The organism is Acidovorax sp. (assembly GCF_046291265.1).
Taxonomy (GTDB): Bacteria; Pseudomonadota; Gammaproteobacteria; order Burkholderiales; family Burkholderiaceae_C; genus Acidovorax.
This window is the reverse complement of sequence record NZ_JBKBTV010000017.1, coordinates 20,815-38,558: the sequence shown is the minus strand read 5'-3', so window position 1 is coordinate 38,558 and position 17,744 is coordinate 20,815. Positions and strand designations below refer to the sequence as shown.

The following is a 17,744-nucleotide window of genomic DNA, read 5'->3' as shown; positions in this document are numbered from 1 at the left end:
TCACCTCATGCGGCTGCATCAGCAGCCTCGGGCGTTTGCATCAGGTACTGCCGCGCTTGGGCCAGATCGTCACCAAAGCGCTCTTCAAAGGCGTGCTGCGCCGCGCCCACCAGCTCGGCCAGGCGGTTGATGCTGTCTTGCAGATGCAGGGCCACAAGGGCCACGCTGCGGGGCAACGGGGCGGGCGCTTGGGGGTCATAGCCCTCAGCCTGGGTCACCTCATCGGTCCACCACTGTTCCAAGGCCAGAGCGGCCTCGTGGTGCGCTGCAATGCCCTTTTCGATCAGGTCCTGCCGCTTGCCAATTTCCTCCTTGAAAGGGCTGATGCGCTCATCCAGAGGCACCATCACAGGACGCTTTCCCGCCAGCTTCTTTTCGGCTTCATCGGCGCGCTGCCGCTCCTTCTGGAGTTGCTCGCCCGCAAAGTCCGCGTCTTGCTTGGCCTGCTGCAGATCGTTCTGCAGCGCCGCTTCCCGCTGGACATTGCGGGCGGCCAGGTCATGCATCACGTCGAGCACCTGCTCGCGGGTGGTGGCCTCTTCCACCGCGCGGCGCACCAGTTCCTGGTCAGGCGCTGGCAGGGCCTTGATGGCGTTGTAGTCGCGCTGGTGCAGGCCCAGGCGCTCGGCTTGTTCGAACGCATCCTGGCCGATGGCATTGCGTACAGATGCAAGCTCTTGGAGGCGGCTGTACGACTTCCCCAACTTGACCTGGCAGAACTCGGTCAGGCTCTCGAAATTACGACCGTCGGAACTTTTCGGGTTCTTCAGAAGACGCCAAGCCTTTGATTTCTTTACGTTTTCGTAGATTGCGAGGGTTGCGGAATTTACGACCGTCGTAACAAAATCCAATGCCTCAAGACGTCCAAGGTCAATGCCAGCGGCCAGAACCTCATCCATGGCCCCCTGCGCGGCCACGAGCTGGGCGGGCGCCGTGTCCAGTGTGGCCAGGGCAGTTTCGTTAAATGCAGGTCCCTCTGCGGGGGGCGTGATTGCCTTCGGTGTGCGCGCCATGTTCTCTCTCTTAGTTGGTCAAGGTGTAGTTGCGCTGTACCGACTCCAGGTCGGCCTTTGCGCGGTCAAAGTCCGCCATCACGCGGAACGTGAGGCGGCTGAAACGGGTGGTGATGCGGAAGCGGTCGGTGGCCGGGTCCTTCTCAACCCAGCCTTTGCCGATCAGCACGGCAGCAGTGCGCGACACATAGGGCGGCGGGCAGCGCATGGCAGCGGCCAGGTCCTTGTTGCTCATGCCATCGACCACGCGGCCTGCCAGGCAGTCCAGCATGTCCAAGGCACGCAGCACCTGGGCGCCGGTCTTGCTGTCGTCGCTCATGCGCTTTCCCCGTCGGGCGCTGCATCGCGGCGTGTCAGGGCTGCGGCCTTGAGCTGGACCTCCAACACCCGGCGCACGGCGGCGGCAATGGCATCGGCGTGGTGGCCGGGCTCGATCACGATCTCGCCATAGGCGGTTTCGATGGTGAAGCCGCGCTGCACCATGTCGGGCAACTTCTTGGCAAGTGCATAGCTCAGATCCAGCTCCTTCTCCGAGATGGGGCGCGCGGCATTGGTCTGGGTGCTGAGTGGCGGCGGGGGGCGCACGCCAGCGGCTATCTGGTCAAAGTAGTCCATCGTCAGAGCTCCAGTTCCGGGTTGAGGTGCTGGACCACGTTCTGGCGGTGCCAGGCCACGTGTTCCATGTGGGTGGTCAGGGCGGCCAGCGTTGCCAAGGGGTCATCGGGCTTGGCGTAGTAGCTGGTGAGCAGCTGGACTGCCTTGGCGAAGTGCTCATGCAGCTCCGTGATGTCGGTATGGGTCAGCTTCCGGCCCGTGGCAATCTGGACCAGTAGCCGCCCATTGCTTGCGGCCATCCAGCGCGTCACGTAGTCGATGCCGCACGCCAGCTCATAGGGGCGTAGCAGCACCAGGGGCATACGACCGTTTTGCAGCCACTTGTAGAGCGACCAGTGATCGGCCAGACCCATCTCTTCTGCGATCCGCTCCACCGACTTGTTGAGCTTCTCGCGGGCGTGGTCCTTGCAGAGCTCCAGGGCACTGCGCAGACTCGTGGGCTGCAGGGCTTTCCAATTCCGGCGCGTCATTGGATGTACCCCCTTGCCCGGACTTCCAAACAAATAGCCGAATTGCCTTGCGCCGCAAGGGTTTGCGAGCCGTAAAGTTCAGCCATCACGACTCACCCCCGATGGAGAAATGCAATGAACCCTGTGGTCTATCAATGCCTGGGCTGCGGCACGCAGGCAACAAGTACGGTGCCTGTGCTGCCTCCCCAGAAATGGCAATGGGACCAGCGCCAAGTGCCGCGCCTGCTGTGCCCGACATGCGGCTGTGCGTGCTATCCGCAGGAATGGTGGAATGTGGCGTTTGATATATGCGCCCAACACGAGGCGCAGGGCATGAACATCCACGCGGTGGCCCACTCCAAGTGGTCGAGCTGTCCGAATTCGCACGAGTGCAAGATGGTCGGCACGTATGCAGGCAACTGTGAACAGGCTCAAGCCGTGATGCCCAAATGCCTTGTTGCCATCCACTCCCGCCTCGAACAAGCAGAGCGTCGCCTTGTGTCGCTGGAACGCACGCCACCAAGTCGCCCACGTGCACGCCAGGCAAGTGCTGCACCGACCAGTGCCAGCCACAAAACGTGACACGCAAGGCCACGTCCACCCGGCGAACCTCAGGGGCAGCGGTAGCGCCAGTAAGATGCGCGCTGGACATATCGCTCATGCCGCCGCCAGTTGAATACGAGGCCGCGTCATTGGCTGAGAAACCGTGCCTTGCTTCAGCCCCAGTTCCACGGCGATGTTGTGGCTCTCGCCGCGCAGACACTTGCGCTGGGGGGCGCCTTCGTTGTCGTTGACGATCATGCTGACGAGGGTGGGCGAGTAGCCTTTCTGGCGTGCCCAGTCTGCGTATGCCAAGCCACGGCTGGCGAACTCTTCGCGGACCTGTTGGCGAGTTTTTAGGGGCATGGTGGTGCGTCCTGTTTTGTGATCACTTGTTGAAGCAAGTGATGAGGGTTTAAAACTTGTTGGTATGGATTTTTGTGCATTTAAATGCACAAGTCAAGGGGTTTTTGTGGATTTAGATGCACAAAGAGGCGCTCGCATCCTGGAGGAACGGAAGCGGCTAGGCTGGTCACAGCAGGCAGCTGCGGATGCGGCAGGCATTCGCCGCGAGATGTGGGCGAGATACGAGAGCGGGTCAGAGCCAGGGGCTAAGGGCTTGACGGGAATAGCGGCAGCGGGCGCCGACGTTCTCTACATCCTTACGGGCGAGCGCAACCCGACCATGCCCGCGCTGGATGCGGCCGAGCGGGTGCTGTTGGATAGCTATCGCCGTTGCAAACCCGAGGCGCGCGTGAACCTAATTCAGACTGCGGCGCTTTTGAGTGCGGGACTGTCTGGAGGCGGCCCACTTGCTGACCGCACCGTCACACAAAACATCCGTGCAGCAGTCAGCGGTGGGGTGGCCGGGGGAAACATAATTAATAAGGGAGGAGGAAAGTCTTGAAAGTCGTTACCCAAAATATTCACGCGCCCGTCTATGGCCATGTCGCAGCGGGAGATATCACCATCGTCGAACATACAAACCTGCATAGAGAGCTGACATGGTGGGACTTGAGCATTGATGATTTAGAGCAATGCCTACGAAAAGCCCGTAGTGAACGCTGGGGAGCATGGCGGCGCTTTTGGTTCAATACGCCTGGGGTGATATTGATGTTGTGGACGCTAGGCCTACTGTGGTTTGGGATCAGCCAGTTAATGCATCTACGAATAACCATCACGACACCAGTCGAGAGTGGTTTGCCATCTTTTTTGTTCTTGTTAGCGATAGTTGGGGTTGCCTTGCCTTTTGCGTACTGGCTCCAGAAATTGCGTCGAATCGAAGGGCACGTGATGCTGGCTGCTCAGCAAGAAATTGATCAGATCGTGCTGGTGCTTCGTCGCCGCAAGTGAAATCGTGCACGCGTGGTGGCCAATAAAAAAATATTCCAGATGGCCGACGACGTGATGAATGATCAGATTTCCAATAAGTGAGTAGAGGGGGAGCGAATGGCACTCGTAGCGTGTAAAGAATGCAAGAAGGAAGTCGCAAGCAGCGCGAAAAAATGCCCGCACTGCGGAGTCGCTAGCCCTGGCGCGGGCCTGAAAGAGGCTCTGGTTGGTTTAGTAGGGTTGGGGGTCGCTGTTGCAGTCACGATGACCATGTGCTCCGGCGGTGGCGAAAAAGCGGAGGCCGCTGCCGAAAAAACCGCCGTATCGCCGTCTGCATCCATCACGCCAAAGCAAGCTGCTGCAGTGGCGGTCACCCCACCGAAGCCTGCACAGGCCGAAATAGCCGAGTGGCCGCCTATGGGGCGCGCTGATGCGCGGCGCTTCGCTCAACGGACGCTGCAGGTCGTCGACGAGGCCCAAGACTCCCTTGCTGATGTTTTGCGCTTATCGGATCGTGCTGGGTTGTACAAGCTGGTGCTCAATCCATTGCAGCAAGAATCCGAACGCTGGCCCCTGCTGATGGCGCGCCACGTGGACGATCAGCGGCAGCACTTTTCCAGTTGCCAAGATGCGATGCTGCGACTTGTCTCGCTCGCACACACGGCCAACAAGACCCAGACAGCCGAGACGTTGAAGTACTTCCGCCAGGATGAAGGAAAGTTTCAGCGCGTTAAGCAGCGATGCATCGAAGAACTGGCTGTTACCGACGCGCAAATTACTGCCAAGATCGCGGCTGAGGAGGCAGACTTACAGAAGCGCTTTGGCGGAGGCCGCGAGTGCCTCACGGTGTTCACAACGGACAAAAACGGCCAAGTTGTGGCGAAGCCGAAACCGGCGCACTGCAAAAGCTAGCCCCAAATAGTGGCCTAGTTCCAAAGACGCGGCATCTCCGCGCGGGAAGACTGATGGTTTTCAACTGTCGTCATCCTGCAAGGAGTGCCCGTGAGAGACATCATCCCCGCGTGGCTGCGCGCACCGCGCACCACCACCTGGCTTGTGCTGGCCGCGCTGCTGCTGGCCATCATTGCCCTCATCGCACCACCGCAGTTGCCGGTGGTGCTCTACAAAGCATCCCTCGTTGCTCTGGCCGCCGTGCTGGGCTACTGGCTCGACCGCGCGCTGTTCCCATACGCGCGGCCTGACGGTTACCTGGCGCGCGACTGGCGCTACGGCACCGACGAGCCCGAGGGAGACGTGGATTACCCCGTGGTTGCGGGTTACATCCGTGTTTTCACCGCCGCCATGCTGCGCCGCGCCCTCGTGGTCGGTGCCGTGGTGCTGGGCATGGCAGCGGGGCTGTGATGGAGCACGGCCAAACCGATGCGCCCGACGCACTGCAGCGCGAGTGCCGCGCGGTGCTGTGGGGCCTGGGCGCAGCGCTAGGCGCCCAGATCGTGCTGCTGGTGGTACTTGCCGTCATGGTTCTGGCGCCCCGTGCTGCGCATGCGCAGGTGCCCCAGGCCGCGCAGCAGCACCGCGCGCTGCTCACCCGTACTGCCCACGCTGTGTGGGGCCTGGATGCCCCCGTGGCTGTGTTCGCGGCCCAGGTGCATCAAGAGAGCGCCTGGCGCCCCGATGCGGTGTCGCACGTTGGCGCCCAGGGCCTTGCGCAGTTCATGCCTGCCACCACCCGCTGGATTTCTAGCCTGCATCCTGAGCTAGTCGCGCAGCAACCCTACAACCCGGCATGGGCGCTGCGCGCCCTGGTCACCTATGACCTCTGGCTTTACGACCGTGCACCCAAGCGCTACTCACCTTACGAGCGCATGTGGGTGGCACTGCGCAGCTACAACGGCGGGCTAGGCCACTGGCAAGCGGAGGCCGCCAGTACCGGGCTGGTCCAGCCAACGCTGACTCAGGTTGATACGGCCTGCGGCAAAGCCCGCCGCGCGGCCGTGCATTGCAAAGAGAACCTGGGCTACCCCTATCGCATCCTGGTGGTGCTGCAGCCGCGCTACCTGCAATGGGGGCCGGGCCTATGAACGCAGCCACCATCCGCGTGCTCGGGCTTGGCTTGGTTGTATGCGCCGCCATCGTTGGCGCCAAGGCCCTGCAGTCCCACCTGATCGCCAAGGGCGATGCACAAGGCGCCGGTCGTGTTCAAGCTGCTTGGGACCGCGACGAAGCGGCCCGCAGCCAGGCCACCGCCCGCGACAACGCCACCAAGTTCCGCAACGCTGAAAGAACCGCCAATGAAGACGCCCAACGCGAGGCCGCGCGCCGCATTCGTGACGCTGCTGCTGCCGCTGCTATGCGCAGCCTGCACACCGAGATTGCCCGCCTCAACGACCGCCCCCATCCCTACCCAGCAACAGATGCCGGGCTTGCCGCCTGCGCTGGCGAAGCCGCCACCGCCCGAGAGCTTTTCGGAGAAAGCGCAGGTGCGTATCAAGAACTGGCAGCAGAGGCTGACCAGCTCCGAGACCAAGTGACCGGCCTGCAGGCATTCGCCCAGGACGTGTGCCGCGCCGGGACTTCGGGAGCCGCCATTGACTGATGACGTTGACCGCGCCAGCGATCGCGAGGCTGAACTGCTCTCCGATGCGCTGCGCAATCAGGCTCGCCGTGCAGGCCTTGCGGGCAAGACAGCCGCTGACTCAGCCGAGCACTGCCAGGCGCGGGGCTGCGGCGAGGAAATCCCCGAGACGCGGCGCCAAGCCGTGCCTGGTTGCCAGATGTGTGTTGCGTGCCAAGCGCGCCGCGAGAGGAGTAGGAACCCGTGACCGTACAAGCTGAATTTTGGCAGTTGGTGGGGTTCGGCGCAGCGCTGCTCAGCGGCTTCGCCGCAATCATTTTTGGTGCCGGAAGGATCATTGCGGGCCAGTTTGAAAAGCGCATATCCGAGCGCTTCGAAGCCATGCGCGTTGAGCGGGTGGCCGAAGAAGCACGGACCAACGAACGCTTCGATGCCCTCCAGCGTGCGCGAGAACTGGAGGCTATGAGCATTACGAATCTGGAGCGGGATTTCCTGCGCTTTCAGGCAGATATGCCCTTGAACTATGTCCGCCGCGAGGACTACGTTCGCGGCCAATCCATCGTGGAAGCCAAGCTCGATGGCCTGGCAACCAAGATCGACAACGCGCAGTTGCGCGCATCCATGAAAGACCGAGGGAGCCCATGAGCACCGCCATTGACACCGCCCGCATCCGCCGCGAGAACCTGCGCTGGCTGATCATCCTGACCCTGAACAACGCCCGCCCCATCGGCGCGTTTGAAGGCCCCATCCTGAGCGTGGCCCAGTCCGAGTATCCCGACGCCACTCCGCTGGAACTGCGGCGCGAGCTGGACTACCTGGGAGGCCGCCAGCTGGTGACGGTGGACAAGCAGCCCTCCGGTCGCTGGTTCGGCGAGCTCACCCGCATTGGTGTTGACCTGGCCGAGTACACGATCCCCTGCGAGCCAGGCATTGCCCGGCCCGCCAAGTACTGGTAAGCCATGGCCCGCAAAAGCAGCATTGACCGGCTCGACCCGGAGATCAAGGCGTACATCCTGGCCATGCTCGCTTCTGGCAGCGTGACCCTGGATGAGTTGATCACCGACCTGCAGGAACGCTTCCCCGTCGCGGCCAGCTCCGGCCACCTACCCAGCCGCTCCGCTGTCGGTCGATACGGGCAGAAGCTGGAGAGGCGTCTCAATGCCATCCGCGCCAGCACCGAGGCCGCCAAGATCATTCAGGCCCACGCGGGCGATGACAAGGACGCCCGCAGCGAGGCCCTCACGGCCATGGTGCAGACCGAGCTGTTCGAAGCCATCCTGGCGCTGCAAGAAGCCGATGAGATTGGCGAAGGCGGCGAGAAGTCAGACCCCGGCGAGCGTGTAGCACTTCTCAGTAAGGCCGCCAAGAACATCGCCACGCTGACCAGGTCGAGCATCAACCTGAAGGAATTCCAGGCCAAGGTCGAGGAAGCCACGCGCAAGAAATTGCTGGCCGAGCAGCAGGCCAATCTGGAGAAAATCGCCAAGACTCAGGGCATGAGCCAAGAGCAGCTCGATTTCTGGATCAAAGACTTCCTCGGGGTGCGCTGATGTCCGCAGTGAAGCCACTCGCCAGCACGGTGCGCATCGTCGAATGGGACGAATTGCCAGCCCGTGCCCGTGGCATTCCGAGCAACTTCAACCCTGTGGCCGAGGGCGTGCTGATGCTTCATCAGCGCGAGGTGGTGAAGCTACAGCAATCCATCGTGGCCGTGCCCAAGGGACGCCGCACCGGCATCACGTTCGCGATGATGTTGCGAAAAACGCTGGTAGCAGCGGCCAGCAGGGAAGCGGGCGGGCGAAACGTTTACTACATCGGCGACACGAAAGAAAAAGGCCTGGAGGCCATTGGGTATTGCGCCAAGTTCGCCCGAGTGATCGCGCGCGCCCAAGGGGAGGTGTCGGGGATCGAGGAGTTCCTTTTCGAGGACCAGGACCCGGTTACCGGCAACACCCGGCACATCACGGCCTACCGCATCCGCTTCGCCAGTGGGCACCAGATCTGCGCGCTGTCCAGTCGGCCCGCCAACATTCGCGGTTTGCAGGGCGATGTCGTGATCGACGAAGCCGCCTTTCACCCAGACGTTCAAGGCGTCATCGACGCATCGACCGCGCTGTTGATTTGGGGCGGCAGCATCACGGTCATCAGCTCACACAACGGTCGCAAGAACCCCTTCGCGCAGTTCTGCAAAGACATCGAGGCGGGGCTGTACGGCACGGATGCTGCGGTGTACACCGTCAAGTTCGACGACGCGGTGGCGAACGGCCTCTACGAGCGCGTGTGCTGGATGAAGGGCGAGAAGCCCACCGTCGAGGGTAAGGCTGCTTGGTATGCCCGCATTCGTAGCGGCTACGGCCCCCGCAAGGCGGCCATGCGGGAGGAGCTGGATGCGATCCCGCGCGATGGCGGCGGCGTCATGCTGCCCGGGGTCTGGATCGAGAACGCCATGCGCGAGGAAAGGGCCGTGCTGCGCCTCACGCTAGATGATGACTTCGCGCTCAAGAGCCCAGCCGAGCGGGAATCCTACGCGAAGGACTGGATCGAGCGCTATCTGGCGCCAGAGCTGGCGAAGCTCGACAAGAGCCTGCGCCACGTTATCGGGGAGGATTTCGCCCGGCATCGAGACTTCTCGGTGATCGTGCCCATGTTCATTGCCATGAACCTGCGCCGCGTGGTGCCGTTCGTGGTCGAGATGCACAACGTGCCTACCCGCCAGCAGGAGCAGATTCTGTGGGCGCTGATTCGTGGCCTGCCCAATTTCGTGGGCGCTGGCATGGACGCGGGCGGCTCGGGTCAGACGCTGGCTGAGTACACCGCAGACGAGTTTGGCCACCCGCGCATCGCGCAGATTCAGCTATCGCGCTCTTGGTACGGCGAGTGGATGAAGAAGCTGATTACCGCCTTCGAAGACTCGGTGATTGACATCCCGCGCGATGACAACCACCAGCAGGACCTGCGCTCCATCGAAGACGTGGACGGCATTCCCATGGTCTCCACCGTGCGCCGGGAAGACCTCAAGGACGCCGACCTTTTCCGGCACGGGGACTTCGCCATCGCGCTGGCTCTCGCGTGGTACGCCACCGTGGCCGTGAACCTCGGCCCCGTCAAAGCCAAGTCGCGGCGCAAGCGCGGCAAACAATCACAAGGAAGCCGCTGGCTATGACCCTCAAACGCTCGCCCACGGGCCTCTATCTGCCAGACGGCGGGTTTCATTCTTTTAGCGAATCTGCCCAGCGCAAAGCCTTGACTGGCTCCGCCATAGCCACACGCCGCACAGCCACTGGGCCCGGCACGGGCTTCGCTCTCGACCTGAGCGTGCTGCCCAACCCTGACCCAGTGCTGCGCAAGCTGGGCAAGAACATGCAGGTCTACCGTGATCTGCGCACCGATGCCCACGTGGGCGGGTGCGTGCGTCGTCGCAAGGCTTCTGTGCGTGGCATGAAAACCGGCCTGAACCGCAACCAAGCCCAGTCGCGCGTTGCCAAATCGGTCGAGTCGCTGCTGGGCGACCTGAACATGGAGCGCATCCTGGGCGAGGCGCTGGACGCACCGCTCTACGGCTACCAGCCTTTGGAGGTCATGTGGGGCCGCGTGGGCGGTCTGATCGTGCCGGTGGACGTGGTGGGCAAGCCGCCCGAATGGTTTGCCTTTGATGCCGAGAACCGCCTGCGCTTTATGTCGCGTGAGGCTGGGCGACTGGGTGAACTCGTGGACGAGCGCAAGTTCTTGCTGCCGCGCCAAGACCCCAGCTACGAAAACCCTTATGGAGAGCCTGACCTAGCCCGCACCTTTTGGGCTACCAAGTTCAAGCAGGGCGGCATGGACTTCTGGTTTCGCTTCCTGGAGAAGTACGGCACGCCCTGGCTGGTGGGCAAGCAGCCGCGCAGCAGCGACGACGAAGCCACTGAAAAGCTGCTCGACGTGCTGGAACAGATGATTCAGGACGCTGTGGCTGTCATTCCTGACGATGCATCCATCACCATCGTGGAGGCCGCAGGCAAGGCTGGTTCAGCCGAGGTGTACCGCGAGTTCCTGACCCACATGCGGAGCGAGGTATCCATTGCGCTGTTGGGCCAGAACCAGACCACCGAGGCCGAGACCAACCACGCCAGCGCCACGGCTGGCCAGGACGTGACTGACGACATCCGCGATGCAGACGCAGGCATCGCCTGCGCAGCGATCAACCAACTCATCTCCTGGACGGTAGATCTGAATTGGGGCGGCGAGGCACCCGTGTACAGCATGTGGTCCGAAGACGAGGTCAACCAGGTGATGGCCAAGCGCGACGAGCATCTGGCCAAAGCAGGTGCACGCCTTACGCCGCAGTACTTCGCCCGCGCCTACAAACTGCAGGAAGGCGACTTGCTGCCTCCGGCTGCAGTGCCAACCACCCCTGTGGGCGAGGTGTCCGGAGCGGTGGCCTTCGCAGAGCCGCAGGACATACCCGACTACGCTGATACCGTGGCGCCCGCCCTCGCGGCGCTGGGGCAGGCCACCGTGGACGCATGGGTGGCACGCATCCGGGGCGTAGTGAACAAAGCCGCCAGCCTGGCCGAGCTGCCCAATGCACTGGTGGCCGAGTTTGCCGAGCTCAACGACGCCGACCTGGTGCACGCCATGACGCTGGCCTTGTCTTGCGCCCAGCTCGTGGGCCGTGCCGAAGTGGCCGATGGCGAATGAGCTGCTGCAGGCGGCGTTCCGCCTGCCCTTCGCCCAACAGGCCAGCTTCATGCGCGCCAAGCTGGCGCTGCCGTCTGAAGACTACGACGACATCATGGGTGCGGCGCATGACCGCGCTTTTGTGGTCGCAGGTGCCATGCGGGCGGACCTGGTGGCCGACCTCCATGCAGCCGTACAGCAGGCCATTGACGACGGCAAGACCATCGGCTGGTTCCGCGCCCAGTTCGACGGCATCGTTGCGCGCCACGGCTGGACGGGATGGACGGGTGAAGGCAGTGCCGAGGGCGTGGCGTGGCGCACACGCACCATCTACACCACCAACCTGCGCGTGAGCCATGCAGCGGGCCGCTGGGCGCAGATGACCCAGCCCGAGGTGCTGAAGTCACGCCCGTACTGGCGCTACGTGCACCGCTCCATCGAGAACCCGCGCCTGGAGCACAAGGCCTGGCACGGCACCGTGCTGCTGGCCACGGATGCTTGGTGGCGCACCCACTATGGCCCCAACGGCTGGGGTTGCCAGTGCATCGTAGAGGCGGTGGGCGAGCGCGAGCTGCAGCGCCTGGGTAAGACCGGCCCCGACCAGGCACCCCAGGACGGCACCTATGAACACACCGTGCCAGGCACGGGTGAGATCGTCACACTTCCCAAGGGCGTGCAGTACGGGTGGGACTACGCGCCCGGCGCTGCAGCGGCCGGGGGGGTGAGCCTGGAGTCCATGGTGGACGCCAAGCTGGTGCGCTACCCCGCGCGCCTGGCACAAGCGCTGCGCACGCATCTGGAAAAAGGGGGCGCACCATGATCGTCATCGGACTGGACGCTACGGGATTTTCCCAAGGGCTGCGCAACCTGGAACACGCCGCCGTCAACCTGTTGCCGGTGTACGAGGACATAGGGCAGGAAGTGGTCAACACCACACTGCGGCGGTTCGAGACCAGCACCGCGCCCGATGGCACGCAATGGGAACCCAACAGCCCAGTGACCATGGGCCGACTGATCGGCGCCAACATGCGCAAGAAGGATGGTTCCCTCAACAAGCGCGGCGAGCAGCGCGTGGCCAGCAAGAAACCGCTCATTGGTGAAACACGATTGCTCTCCACGGAAATCCACTCTGTGGTGAATCCCTCGGGGGTGACCGTGGGCAGCAACAAGGTGCAGGCGGCCATGATGCACTTTGGCGGCAAGAGGGAGGACTTTCCGCACCTGTGGGGCGACATCCCCGCGCGCAACTTCGTGGGCTTGAATGGCGCCGACGAGCGCGAGATACTCGCCCTCATGCTCGACCACCTGCAGCGCGCCGCGCGCCGATAATGCAGGCCGTGGGACCAGTCCCTCACCAAGGCGCCGCAGGGATGCTAGGCCACCGTTGGCCGGGCTGCAGCCTTCAGGCAGCCTGTAAACGTTTATAAAAGGGTTGTCGGGGCTTCGTGGGTCGGCATCCCGGTTGCCATCGCACCCATCCCAGCGCCCCATTCTTTCGGCAGCGAATTTCTGCCCCGGTTCAAAAGACGCCACCGCCTGAGCTGCCGATCATCGGCAGCATGAAGCGACTGCACATTTTTTGCGCCGGTACACACACCGACCAAGGCGGCAACAAGGTCACCCTGACTGCCGCCGACATCGCGGCCAGCGCTGCGGCCTACGACCCGGCAAAGCACGAAGCGCCCCTTGTCGTCGGCCACCCGCGCACCGATGACCCGGCCTACGGCTGGGTGTCGTCGGCATTCGCCGAAGGCAAGGACTTGCACGCTGACCCGGCCCAGGTTGACCCAGCGTTTGCCGAGATGGTTCAGCAAGGGCGATTCAAGAAGATCAGTTCCAGCTTCTACGCCCCCGATGCCACTGCCAACCCTGTTCCGGGTGTGTGGTACCTCAAGCACGTCGGCTTTCTCGGCGCACAACCGCCCGCCGTAAAGGGCTTGCGCTCGGTGGCCTTTGCCGACGGCGCCGCTGGTGTGGTCGAGTTTGCCGACTGGGCGGCCACTAGCAATTCCGGCCTCTGGCGCCGCATGCGCGACTGGCTCATCGGCGAAAAGGGAATGGAAGTGGCCGACCAGGTGCTGCCAGCCTACGAAATCGACTTTCTGCGCGACCAGGCCCAGCAGGCCGAGAGCGCTCCATCCCCGGCGTTCGCCGAACCACCCCTGGAGACCACCACCGTGAAACCCGAAGAAGCCGAACGCCTGCGCGTCGAGAACCAGCGCCTGCGCCAAGAGGCCGCAGCGCGGCAAGCCGCCGAGCGCCACGGCACCAGTGTGGCCTTTGCCGAGCAGCACGCCGGTAAGTACAAGCCCGTCCACAAAGAAGCCGTGGTTGCGTTCCTCGACTTTGCAGAGGCACCGGGCACGGATGGACAGACCGTTTCATTCGGTGAGGGCGATGGCCGCAAGCCCTTGGCTGAGGCCTTCCGCGCGTTCCTGGCTGATTGCGCCCCCGTGGTGAGTTTCAGCGAGCAGGCGCGCAGTGACCGCGCCGCGCCCCGCACCGATGCCAACCCCTTGACGGCCGACGCACAACAGCGCGCCGCCAGCAAGTAACGCCCGCCACTCCGAGAGACCCCCATGCCTACTTTCAATCAACCCAAGACGCTCGCCGACCTGCTCATCGTGGAGGTGGCCACCAACTGGACAAAGCAGCGCGCCACCTTTGCCTCGGGTGCGGACTACCCCATGGGCACCGTGCTGGCAAAGGTGACCGGCAAGCTCCTGGCGCTTGACCCTGCAGGTGCGGGCGCGGCCAAGGTGTCCGTCGCCGTGGCCGCAGAGCGTGTCGATGCCACCAGCGCTGACACGGTGGGCTTGACCATCGCGCGCGGCGCCACGGTGGACATCAGCGAGCTGATCTGGCCAGCGGGCATCACTGACGCGCAAAAGGCCACCGCCCTGGCTGAACTCGAAAGTCGCGGCATCGTCGCCGTGGCTCGCATCTGACCCCCTCACTTCTGGAGACATCTATGACCTTGGACGACCTGTTCACGCTGTCGAGCCTGACCGACGCCATCAACCTGCTGCCCCGAGCCCCTAGCCTGCTGGGGGCTTCGGGCCTTTTCGAAGAGAAGGGGATCAGCAGCACCTCGGTGATTGTTGAATGCAAGAACGGCCAACTCTCGCTGGTTCCCGCCGTCAGTCGCAACGACGACCCCACGCCCACCAAGCGCTCCAACCGTTCGCGCCGCACGTTTGAGGTGCCGCACATTCCCACAGGGGGCCAGGTGCTGCCGACTGAACTGCAGGGGCTGGCAGGGTTTGGCCAGGAGCAAACCGTGGACAGCCAGGCCAAGGTGATCAACGACCGCCTGCAGGAAATGAACGACCGCCTGGAAGCTACGCGTGAGTACTACCGCGTGGGCGCTATCAGCGGCAAGATTCTGGACGCCGATGGCTCGGTGCTCTTCGATCTGTACGACGAGTTCGACGTGACCGCCAAGAAGGTGGTCACAGCCCTGGCCACTGCCGGTACAGACGTGCGCGGCAAGCTCATGGAAGCCAAGCGCCACGCTGAAAAGAAGCTGCCCGGCATCATGATCATGGGGTGGCGCGCGTACTGCGCCGAGGACTACCTCGACGCCCTGGTCAAGCACCCGAATGTTGAGAAGGCCTACGCCAACTACCAGGAAGCGTCTGACCGCCTGGGCGGCGACGTTCGAAAGGGCTTTGTGTATGGCGGCATCGAGCACATCGAATGCAACGCCGCTGTGGGTGACAAGCGCTTCATCCCGCTGGGCAAGGCCCGCCTTGTGCCGGTGGTGCGTGGCCTGTTCAAGCTGTACAACGCGCCCGCGAACTACAACGAGACCGTCAACACCCTGGGCAAGCCGTTCTACGCCAAGTCCGAGGCGCGCAAGATGGGCAAGGGTTGGGACCTGGAAGCCCAGTCCAACCCGCTGGCTATGTGCACGGCGCCTGAAGCGCTGATCGAACTGGAAGCCTGACCCCGCCATGCGCTACTGCACGCAGGCTGACCTGCTCCTGTCCATCCCTCGCCAGACCGTGGTGTGGCTGTCCAACGAAGACAGCCAGGCCGTGGACATCAACGAGGCGGTGGTCGAGGACGCGGTCCGTCAGGCCGAAGAGCTGGCGGATGCGCACCTGCGCGGTCGCTACACGCTGCCGCTCGATCCCGTTCCTACGGTGATCAAGGACATCGTGGTGCAGCTCGCGCGCCATGCGCTGTATGCGCGTCGGCCCGAGGGCAGCGGCCTGCCCGAGGCGGTGGTGCAGACCTACAAGGCCAGCCTGCGTCTGTTGGAGTCCATTCGAGACGGCAAGTTGACCATCGGCGACCCGGTGACCAGCACGCCACAGCGCGAGCCCGGAGCCTACAAGGTGCGCGCGCCCCGCCGCCGTGGAGGGTTGCCCGATTCCTCCACCTGGGGGGTGGTATGAGTTTGACGTGGCAAATGCTGCAGGCCGCTGTGCAGCGGCTGAGCGTTCGCCTGCCAGGCTTCGCGGTGGAGTACTTCCCCGAAGCGCCGGGCGACTACCGCCTGAACCACCCACGCGGCGCATTGCTGGTTGGCTACGGCGGTAGCCGCTATGGCGCTTCGGCAAACCTGGGCGATATGCAGGCTCAGGAGCGCCTGGCGGTGGTGACCGTGACGCTGGTGTTTCGTCAGCTCCATGGCCGTGATGGCGCGGTGATCGCGCTGGACGACGTGATCGGGGCGCTGCTGGGCTTTCGCCTACCCAACACCACGGGCGGCCTTCAGGCCAAGCGCAGCCGCTTCCTGGGCCAGATTGCAGGGCTGTGGCAGTACGACATCGACTTCGAGGCTCCGGCCATGGCAGTTGAAGACGTGGACGCAGAAGACCCCAGCGCGCCGTTGCTGCGGCATGTCACGCGCCTGGGGCCACTGGACCGCACCGAGACGGTGAAACAGCCGTCTGGACTCATCACCGAAGAGGACCATCCGCTATGAGCCCATACACCTACAGCGGACCGCTCTCAGGCGTGACGCTGGCAGACGGGAAAGAGGTAGTGCTGATTCCCGGCGCCACCGTTCACCTGCCCGCCGATCACGACTACACGCGCACGCTGATCGCGCGCAAGCATCTTGTTCCCGTGCCTTCCGTGCCCCAGGCCCCAAAAGCCGCGAGGGCGCCTAAACCCAAGTCCGCCCCCTCAACCCCAATCACCGGAAGCTGAACCATGGCTGCAAACTTCCTCCACGGCGTGGAGTCCATCGAGATCGAAAAAGGCCCGCGCCCCGTGCGCATCGTCAAGACCGCAGTGATCGGCTTGATCGGCACAGCTCCAGTGGGGCAAGCCAACTCGCCCGTCCTGGTGCTGTCGGACAAGCAGGCCGCCCTGTTCGGCGGCCTGCAGGTGCCAGGCTTCAGCATCCCCCAGGCTCTGGACGCCATCTTCGACCAAGGCGCTGGCACGGTGATCGTGATCAACGTGCTGGACCCTGCTGTGCACAAGACCACAGTGGCCAGCGAGGTCGTGGTGCTGGATGGCGACACCGGCAAGACCGACAACCCCGCATGGATCGGGGCCGCCACGGTCAAGGACCAGGCTGGCGTTGTGACGCACGTGCTCGGCACCGACTACACCACCGACCCGCTCACCGGCCAGATCAGGCGAGTGGCGGGCGGTGCGATTCCGCCTGGTGCCACTCTCTCGGTGGGCTACACCTATGCCGACCCCGCCAAGGTGACGGCTGCGGACGTGATCGGGGCTATGAACCTCGCGGGCAATCGCACAGGCATGCAGGCGCTGCTGGACACCTACAACCTGATGGGGTTCTTCGCCAAGATACTGATTGCACCGGGCTATTGCACGCTGAACGCGGTGTCCACGGAGATGATCGCCATGGCGCATAAGCTCCGCGCGGTGCCGCTTATCGACGCGCCCGTGGGCACCACCTTTGCACAGGCGCTGGCCGGGCGCGGGCCTGCAGGCGTGATCAATTTCAACACCAGCAGCGACCGCGCCGTGCTGTGCTACCCGCACCTGCAGGTGTATGACATGGCCACGGGCGCAAATCGCCTGGAGCCCATGTCGCCACGCCTTGCGGGCTCGATAGCCGCCAAGGACAACGAGCGCGGTTACTGGTGGAGCCCGTCCAACACCGAGATCAAGGGCGTGGTGGGCGTGGAAACCCAGCTCACGGCCATGATCAACGACCCGCAGAGCGAGGTGAACCAGCTCAACGAGGCGGGCATCGTGACGGTGTTCAGCAGCTTTGGCACCGGCCTGCGCACCTGGGGCAACCGTTCGGCCGCCTGGCCCAGCGTGACGCACCCGCGCAACTTCATCAGCGTGCGCCGCACGGCCGACGTGCTGCACGAGTCGCTGGAGTACGCCATGCTCCAGTTCATCGACATGCCGATCAACAACGCACTGATCGACGCCATCAAGGAAAGCGTGAACGCATTCATTCGCACGCTGATAGGACGGGGGGCGCTGGTGGACGGACAGTGCCTGTACGACCCCACCAAGAACCCCACCACGGAGGTGGCGCTGGGGCACCTGACCTTCGACATCGAGTTCATGTCGCCCACTCCGGCCGAGCGCATCACGTTCGAGTCGTTCATCAACATCGAGCTGCTCAAGCAGCTGGTTGGCTAAGAATTTCAC

The 17,744-nt window shown here is 63.6% G+C and carries 27 protein-coding genes; 22 read left to right on the top strand and 5 right to left on the bottom strand.

The features are described 5' to 3' along the window. Positions 1-5 precede the first annotated feature (5 nt). The 4 genes from ACK41V_RS09020 to ACK41V_RS09005 are packed head-to-tail and all read right to left on the bottom strand — an operon-like array spanning position 6 to position 2,098. Positions 6-1,013 (bottom strand): hypothetical protein, encoded by a 1,008-nt coding sequence (locus ACK41V_RS09020; RefSeq protein ID WP_409780879.1) that lies wholly within the window; start codon positions 1,011-1,013, stop codon positions 6-8. Between the two features lie 10 nt (positions 1,014-1,023). Then, positions 1,024-1,332, bottom strand: a complete 309-nt coding sequence (locus ACK41V_RS09015; RefSeq protein WP_409780877.1) for a helix-turn-helix domain-containing protein — start codon at positions 1,330-1,332, stop codon at positions 1,024-1,026. Further along, positions 1,329-1,628, bottom strand: coding sequence for a hypothetical protein (locus ACK41V_RS09010; protein WP_409780874.1), 300 nt, complete (start codon positions 1,626-1,628; stop codon positions 1,329-1,331). Before ACK41V_RS09010 ends, ACK41V_RS09015 begins: the two co-directional genes overlap by 4 nt. A 2-nt stretch (positions 1,629-1,630) precedes the next feature. After that, positions 1,631-2,098: a hypothetical protein gene (locus ACK41V_RS09005; protein ID WP_409780871.1), complete on the bottom strand. Its 468-nt coding sequence runs from the start codon at positions 2,096-2,098 to the stop codon at positions 1,631-1,633. Between the two features lie 114 nt (positions 2,099-2,212). On the opposite strand from ACK41V_RS09005, the gene ACK41V_RS09000 reads away from it, so the two are divergent. Then, positions 2,213-2,659: a hypothetical protein gene (locus ACK41V_RS09000; RefSeq protein WP_409780869.1), complete on the top strand. Its 447-nt coding sequence runs from the start codon at positions 2,213-2,215 to the stop codon at positions 2,657-2,659. Positions 2,660-2,734: 75 nt separating this feature from the next. On the opposite strand, the gene ACK41V_RS08995 is transcribed toward ACK41V_RS09000, so the two are convergent. Next, positions 2,735-2,983, bottom strand: coding sequence for a DNA-binding protein (locus tag ACK41V_RS08995; RefSeq protein WP_409780866.1), 249 nt, complete (start codon positions 2,981-2,983; stop codon positions 2,735-2,737). Between the two features lie 64 nt (positions 2,984-3,047). On the opposite strand from ACK41V_RS08995, the gene ACK41V_RS08990 reads away from it, so the two are divergent. The 21 genes from ACK41V_RS08990 to ACK41V_RS08890 all read left to right on the top strand — a co-directional run bounded on the left by ACK41V_RS08990 (position 3,048) and on the right by ACK41V_RS08890 (position 17,735). After that, positions 3,048-3,524, top strand: coding sequence for a helix-turn-helix domain-containing protein (locus ACK41V_RS08990; protein WP_409780863.1), 477 nt, complete (start codon positions 3,048-3,050; stop codon positions 3,522-3,524). Then, positions 3,521-3,970: a hypothetical protein gene (locus ACK41V_RS08985; protein WP_409780860.1), complete on the top strand. Its 450-nt coding sequence runs from the start codon at positions 3,521-3,523 to the stop codon at positions 3,968-3,970. The genes ACK41V_RS08990 and ACK41V_RS08985 overlap by 4 nt, the downstream gene beginning before the upstream one ends. Before the next feature lie 96 nt (positions 3,971-4,066). After that, entirely contained in the window at positions 4,067-4,861 is a 795-nt protein-coding gene (locus ACK41V_RS08980) for a hypothetical protein (protein WP_409780857.1), read from the top strand. A 90-nt stretch (positions 4,862-4,951) separates the two neighbouring features. Continuing rightward, positions 4,952-5,311 (top strand): putative holin, encoded by a 360-nt coding sequence (locus ACK41V_RS08975; RefSeq protein ID WP_409780854.1) that lies wholly within the window; start codon positions 4,952-4,954, stop codon positions 5,309-5,311. Positions 5,312-5,427: 116 nt separating this feature from the next. Next, entirely contained in the window at positions 5,428-5,991 is a 564-nt protein-coding gene (locus ACK41V_RS08970; RefSeq protein WP_409780973.1) for a transglycosylase SLT domain-containing protein, read from the top strand. Beyond that, positions 5,988-6,506, top strand: a complete 519-nt coding sequence (locus tag ACK41V_RS08965; protein ID WP_409780851.1) for a hypothetical protein — start codon at positions 5,988-5,990, stop codon at positions 6,504-6,506. Before ACK41V_RS08970 ends, ACK41V_RS08965 begins: the two co-directional genes overlap by 4 nt. Beyond that, a complete protein-coding gene (locus ACK41V_RS08960; protein ID WP_409780848.1) occupies positions 6,499-6,732 on the top strand; it encodes a TraR/DksA C4-type zinc finger protein in 234 nt (77 codons plus the stop codon). The genes ACK41V_RS08965 and ACK41V_RS08960 overlap by 8 nt, the downstream gene beginning before the upstream one ends. Continuing rightward, positions 6,729-7,130 (top strand): hypothetical protein, encoded by a 402-nt coding sequence (locus ACK41V_RS08955; RefSeq protein ID WP_409780845.1) that lies wholly within the window; start codon positions 6,729-6,731, stop codon positions 7,128-7,130. The genes ACK41V_RS08960 and ACK41V_RS08955 overlap by 4 nt, the downstream gene beginning before the upstream one ends. Continuing rightward, on the top strand, positions 7,127-7,441 hold the full coding sequence (locus ACK41V_RS08950) for a hypothetical protein (RefSeq protein ID WP_409780842.1): 315 nt from the start codon (positions 7,127-7,129) through the stop codon (positions 7,439-7,441). Before ACK41V_RS08955 ends, ACK41V_RS08950 begins: the two co-directional genes overlap by 4 nt. Before the next feature lie 3 nt (positions 7,442-7,444). Then, positions 7,445-8,035, top strand: a complete 591-nt coding sequence (locus tag ACK41V_RS08945) for a DUF3486 family protein (protein ID WP_409780839.1) — start codon at positions 7,445-7,447, stop codon at positions 8,033-8,035. Continuing rightward, complete coding sequence (locus ACK41V_RS08940) at positions 8,035-9,648, top strand: hypothetical protein (protein WP_409780837.1); 1,614 nt, start codon at positions 8,035-8,037, stop codon at positions 9,646-9,648. The genes ACK41V_RS08945 and ACK41V_RS08940 overlap by 1 nt, the downstream gene beginning before the upstream one ends. Continuing rightward, the gene (locus ACK41V_RS08935) at positions 9,645-11,165 is read left to right on the top strand and encodes a DUF935 domain-containing protein (RefSeq protein ID WP_409780835.1); all 1,521 of its coding nucleotides are present in this window, start codon (positions 9,645-9,647) and stop codon (positions 11,163-11,165) included. Before ACK41V_RS08940 ends, ACK41V_RS08935 begins: the two co-directional genes overlap by 4 nt. Beyond that, positions 11,155-11,964: a phage minor head protein gene (locus ACK41V_RS08930; RefSeq protein WP_409780832.1), complete on the top strand. Its 810-nt coding sequence runs from the start codon at positions 11,155-11,157 to the stop codon at positions 11,962-11,964. The genes ACK41V_RS08935 and ACK41V_RS08930 overlap by 11 nt, the downstream gene beginning before the upstream one ends. Continuing rightward, positions 11,961-12,473, top strand: coding sequence for a phage virion morphogenesis protein (locus ACK41V_RS08925; RefSeq protein WP_409780829.1), 513 nt, complete (start codon positions 11,961-11,963; stop codon positions 12,471-12,473). The genes ACK41V_RS08930 and ACK41V_RS08925 overlap by 4 nt, the downstream gene beginning before the upstream one ends. 230 nt (positions 12,474-12,703) lie before the next feature. Then, positions 12,704-13,699 carry a peptidase gene (locus ACK41V_RS08920; protein ID WP_409780826.1) on the top strand — a complete coding sequence of 332 codons (996 nt, stop codon included), beginning with the start codon at positions 12,704-12,706 and terminating at the stop codon, positions 13,697-13,699. Positions 13,700-13,723: 24 nt separating this feature from the next. Further along, positions 13,724-14,092 carry a head decoration protein gene (locus ACK41V_RS08915; RefSeq protein ID WP_409780823.1) on the top strand — a complete coding sequence of 123 codons (369 nt, stop codon included), beginning with the start codon at positions 13,724-13,726 and terminating at the stop codon, positions 14,090-14,092. A gap of 23 nt (positions 14,093-14,115) precedes the next feature. Next, a complete protein-coding gene (locus ACK41V_RS08910; protein WP_409780820.1) occupies positions 14,116-15,093 on the top strand; it encodes a major capsid protein in 978 nt (325 codons plus the stop codon). A gap of 7 nt (positions 15,094-15,100) precedes the next feature. Next, entirely contained in the window at positions 15,101-15,547 is a 447-nt protein-coding gene (locus ACK41V_RS08905; protein WP_409780817.1) for a gp436 family protein, read from the top strand. Beyond that, complete coding sequence (locus tag ACK41V_RS08900; RefSeq protein ID WP_409780815.1) at positions 15,544-16,080, top strand: Gp37 family protein; 537 nt, start codon at positions 15,544-15,546, stop codon at positions 16,078-16,080. The genes ACK41V_RS08905 and ACK41V_RS08900 overlap by 4 nt, the downstream gene beginning before the upstream one ends. Then, entirely contained in the window at positions 16,077-16,307 is a 231-nt protein-coding gene (locus ACK41V_RS08895; protein WP_409780812.1) for a hypothetical protein, read from the top strand. Before ACK41V_RS08900 ends, ACK41V_RS08895 begins: the two co-directional genes overlap by 4 nt. Positions 16,308-16,310: 3 nt before the next feature. Further along, positions 16,311-17,735: a phage tail sheath subtilisin-like domain-containing protein gene (locus ACK41V_RS08890; RefSeq protein WP_409780810.1), complete on the top strand. Its 1,425-nt coding sequence runs from the start codon at positions 16,311-16,313 to the stop codon at positions 17,733-17,735. Positions 17,736-17,744 lie beyond the last annotated feature (9 nt).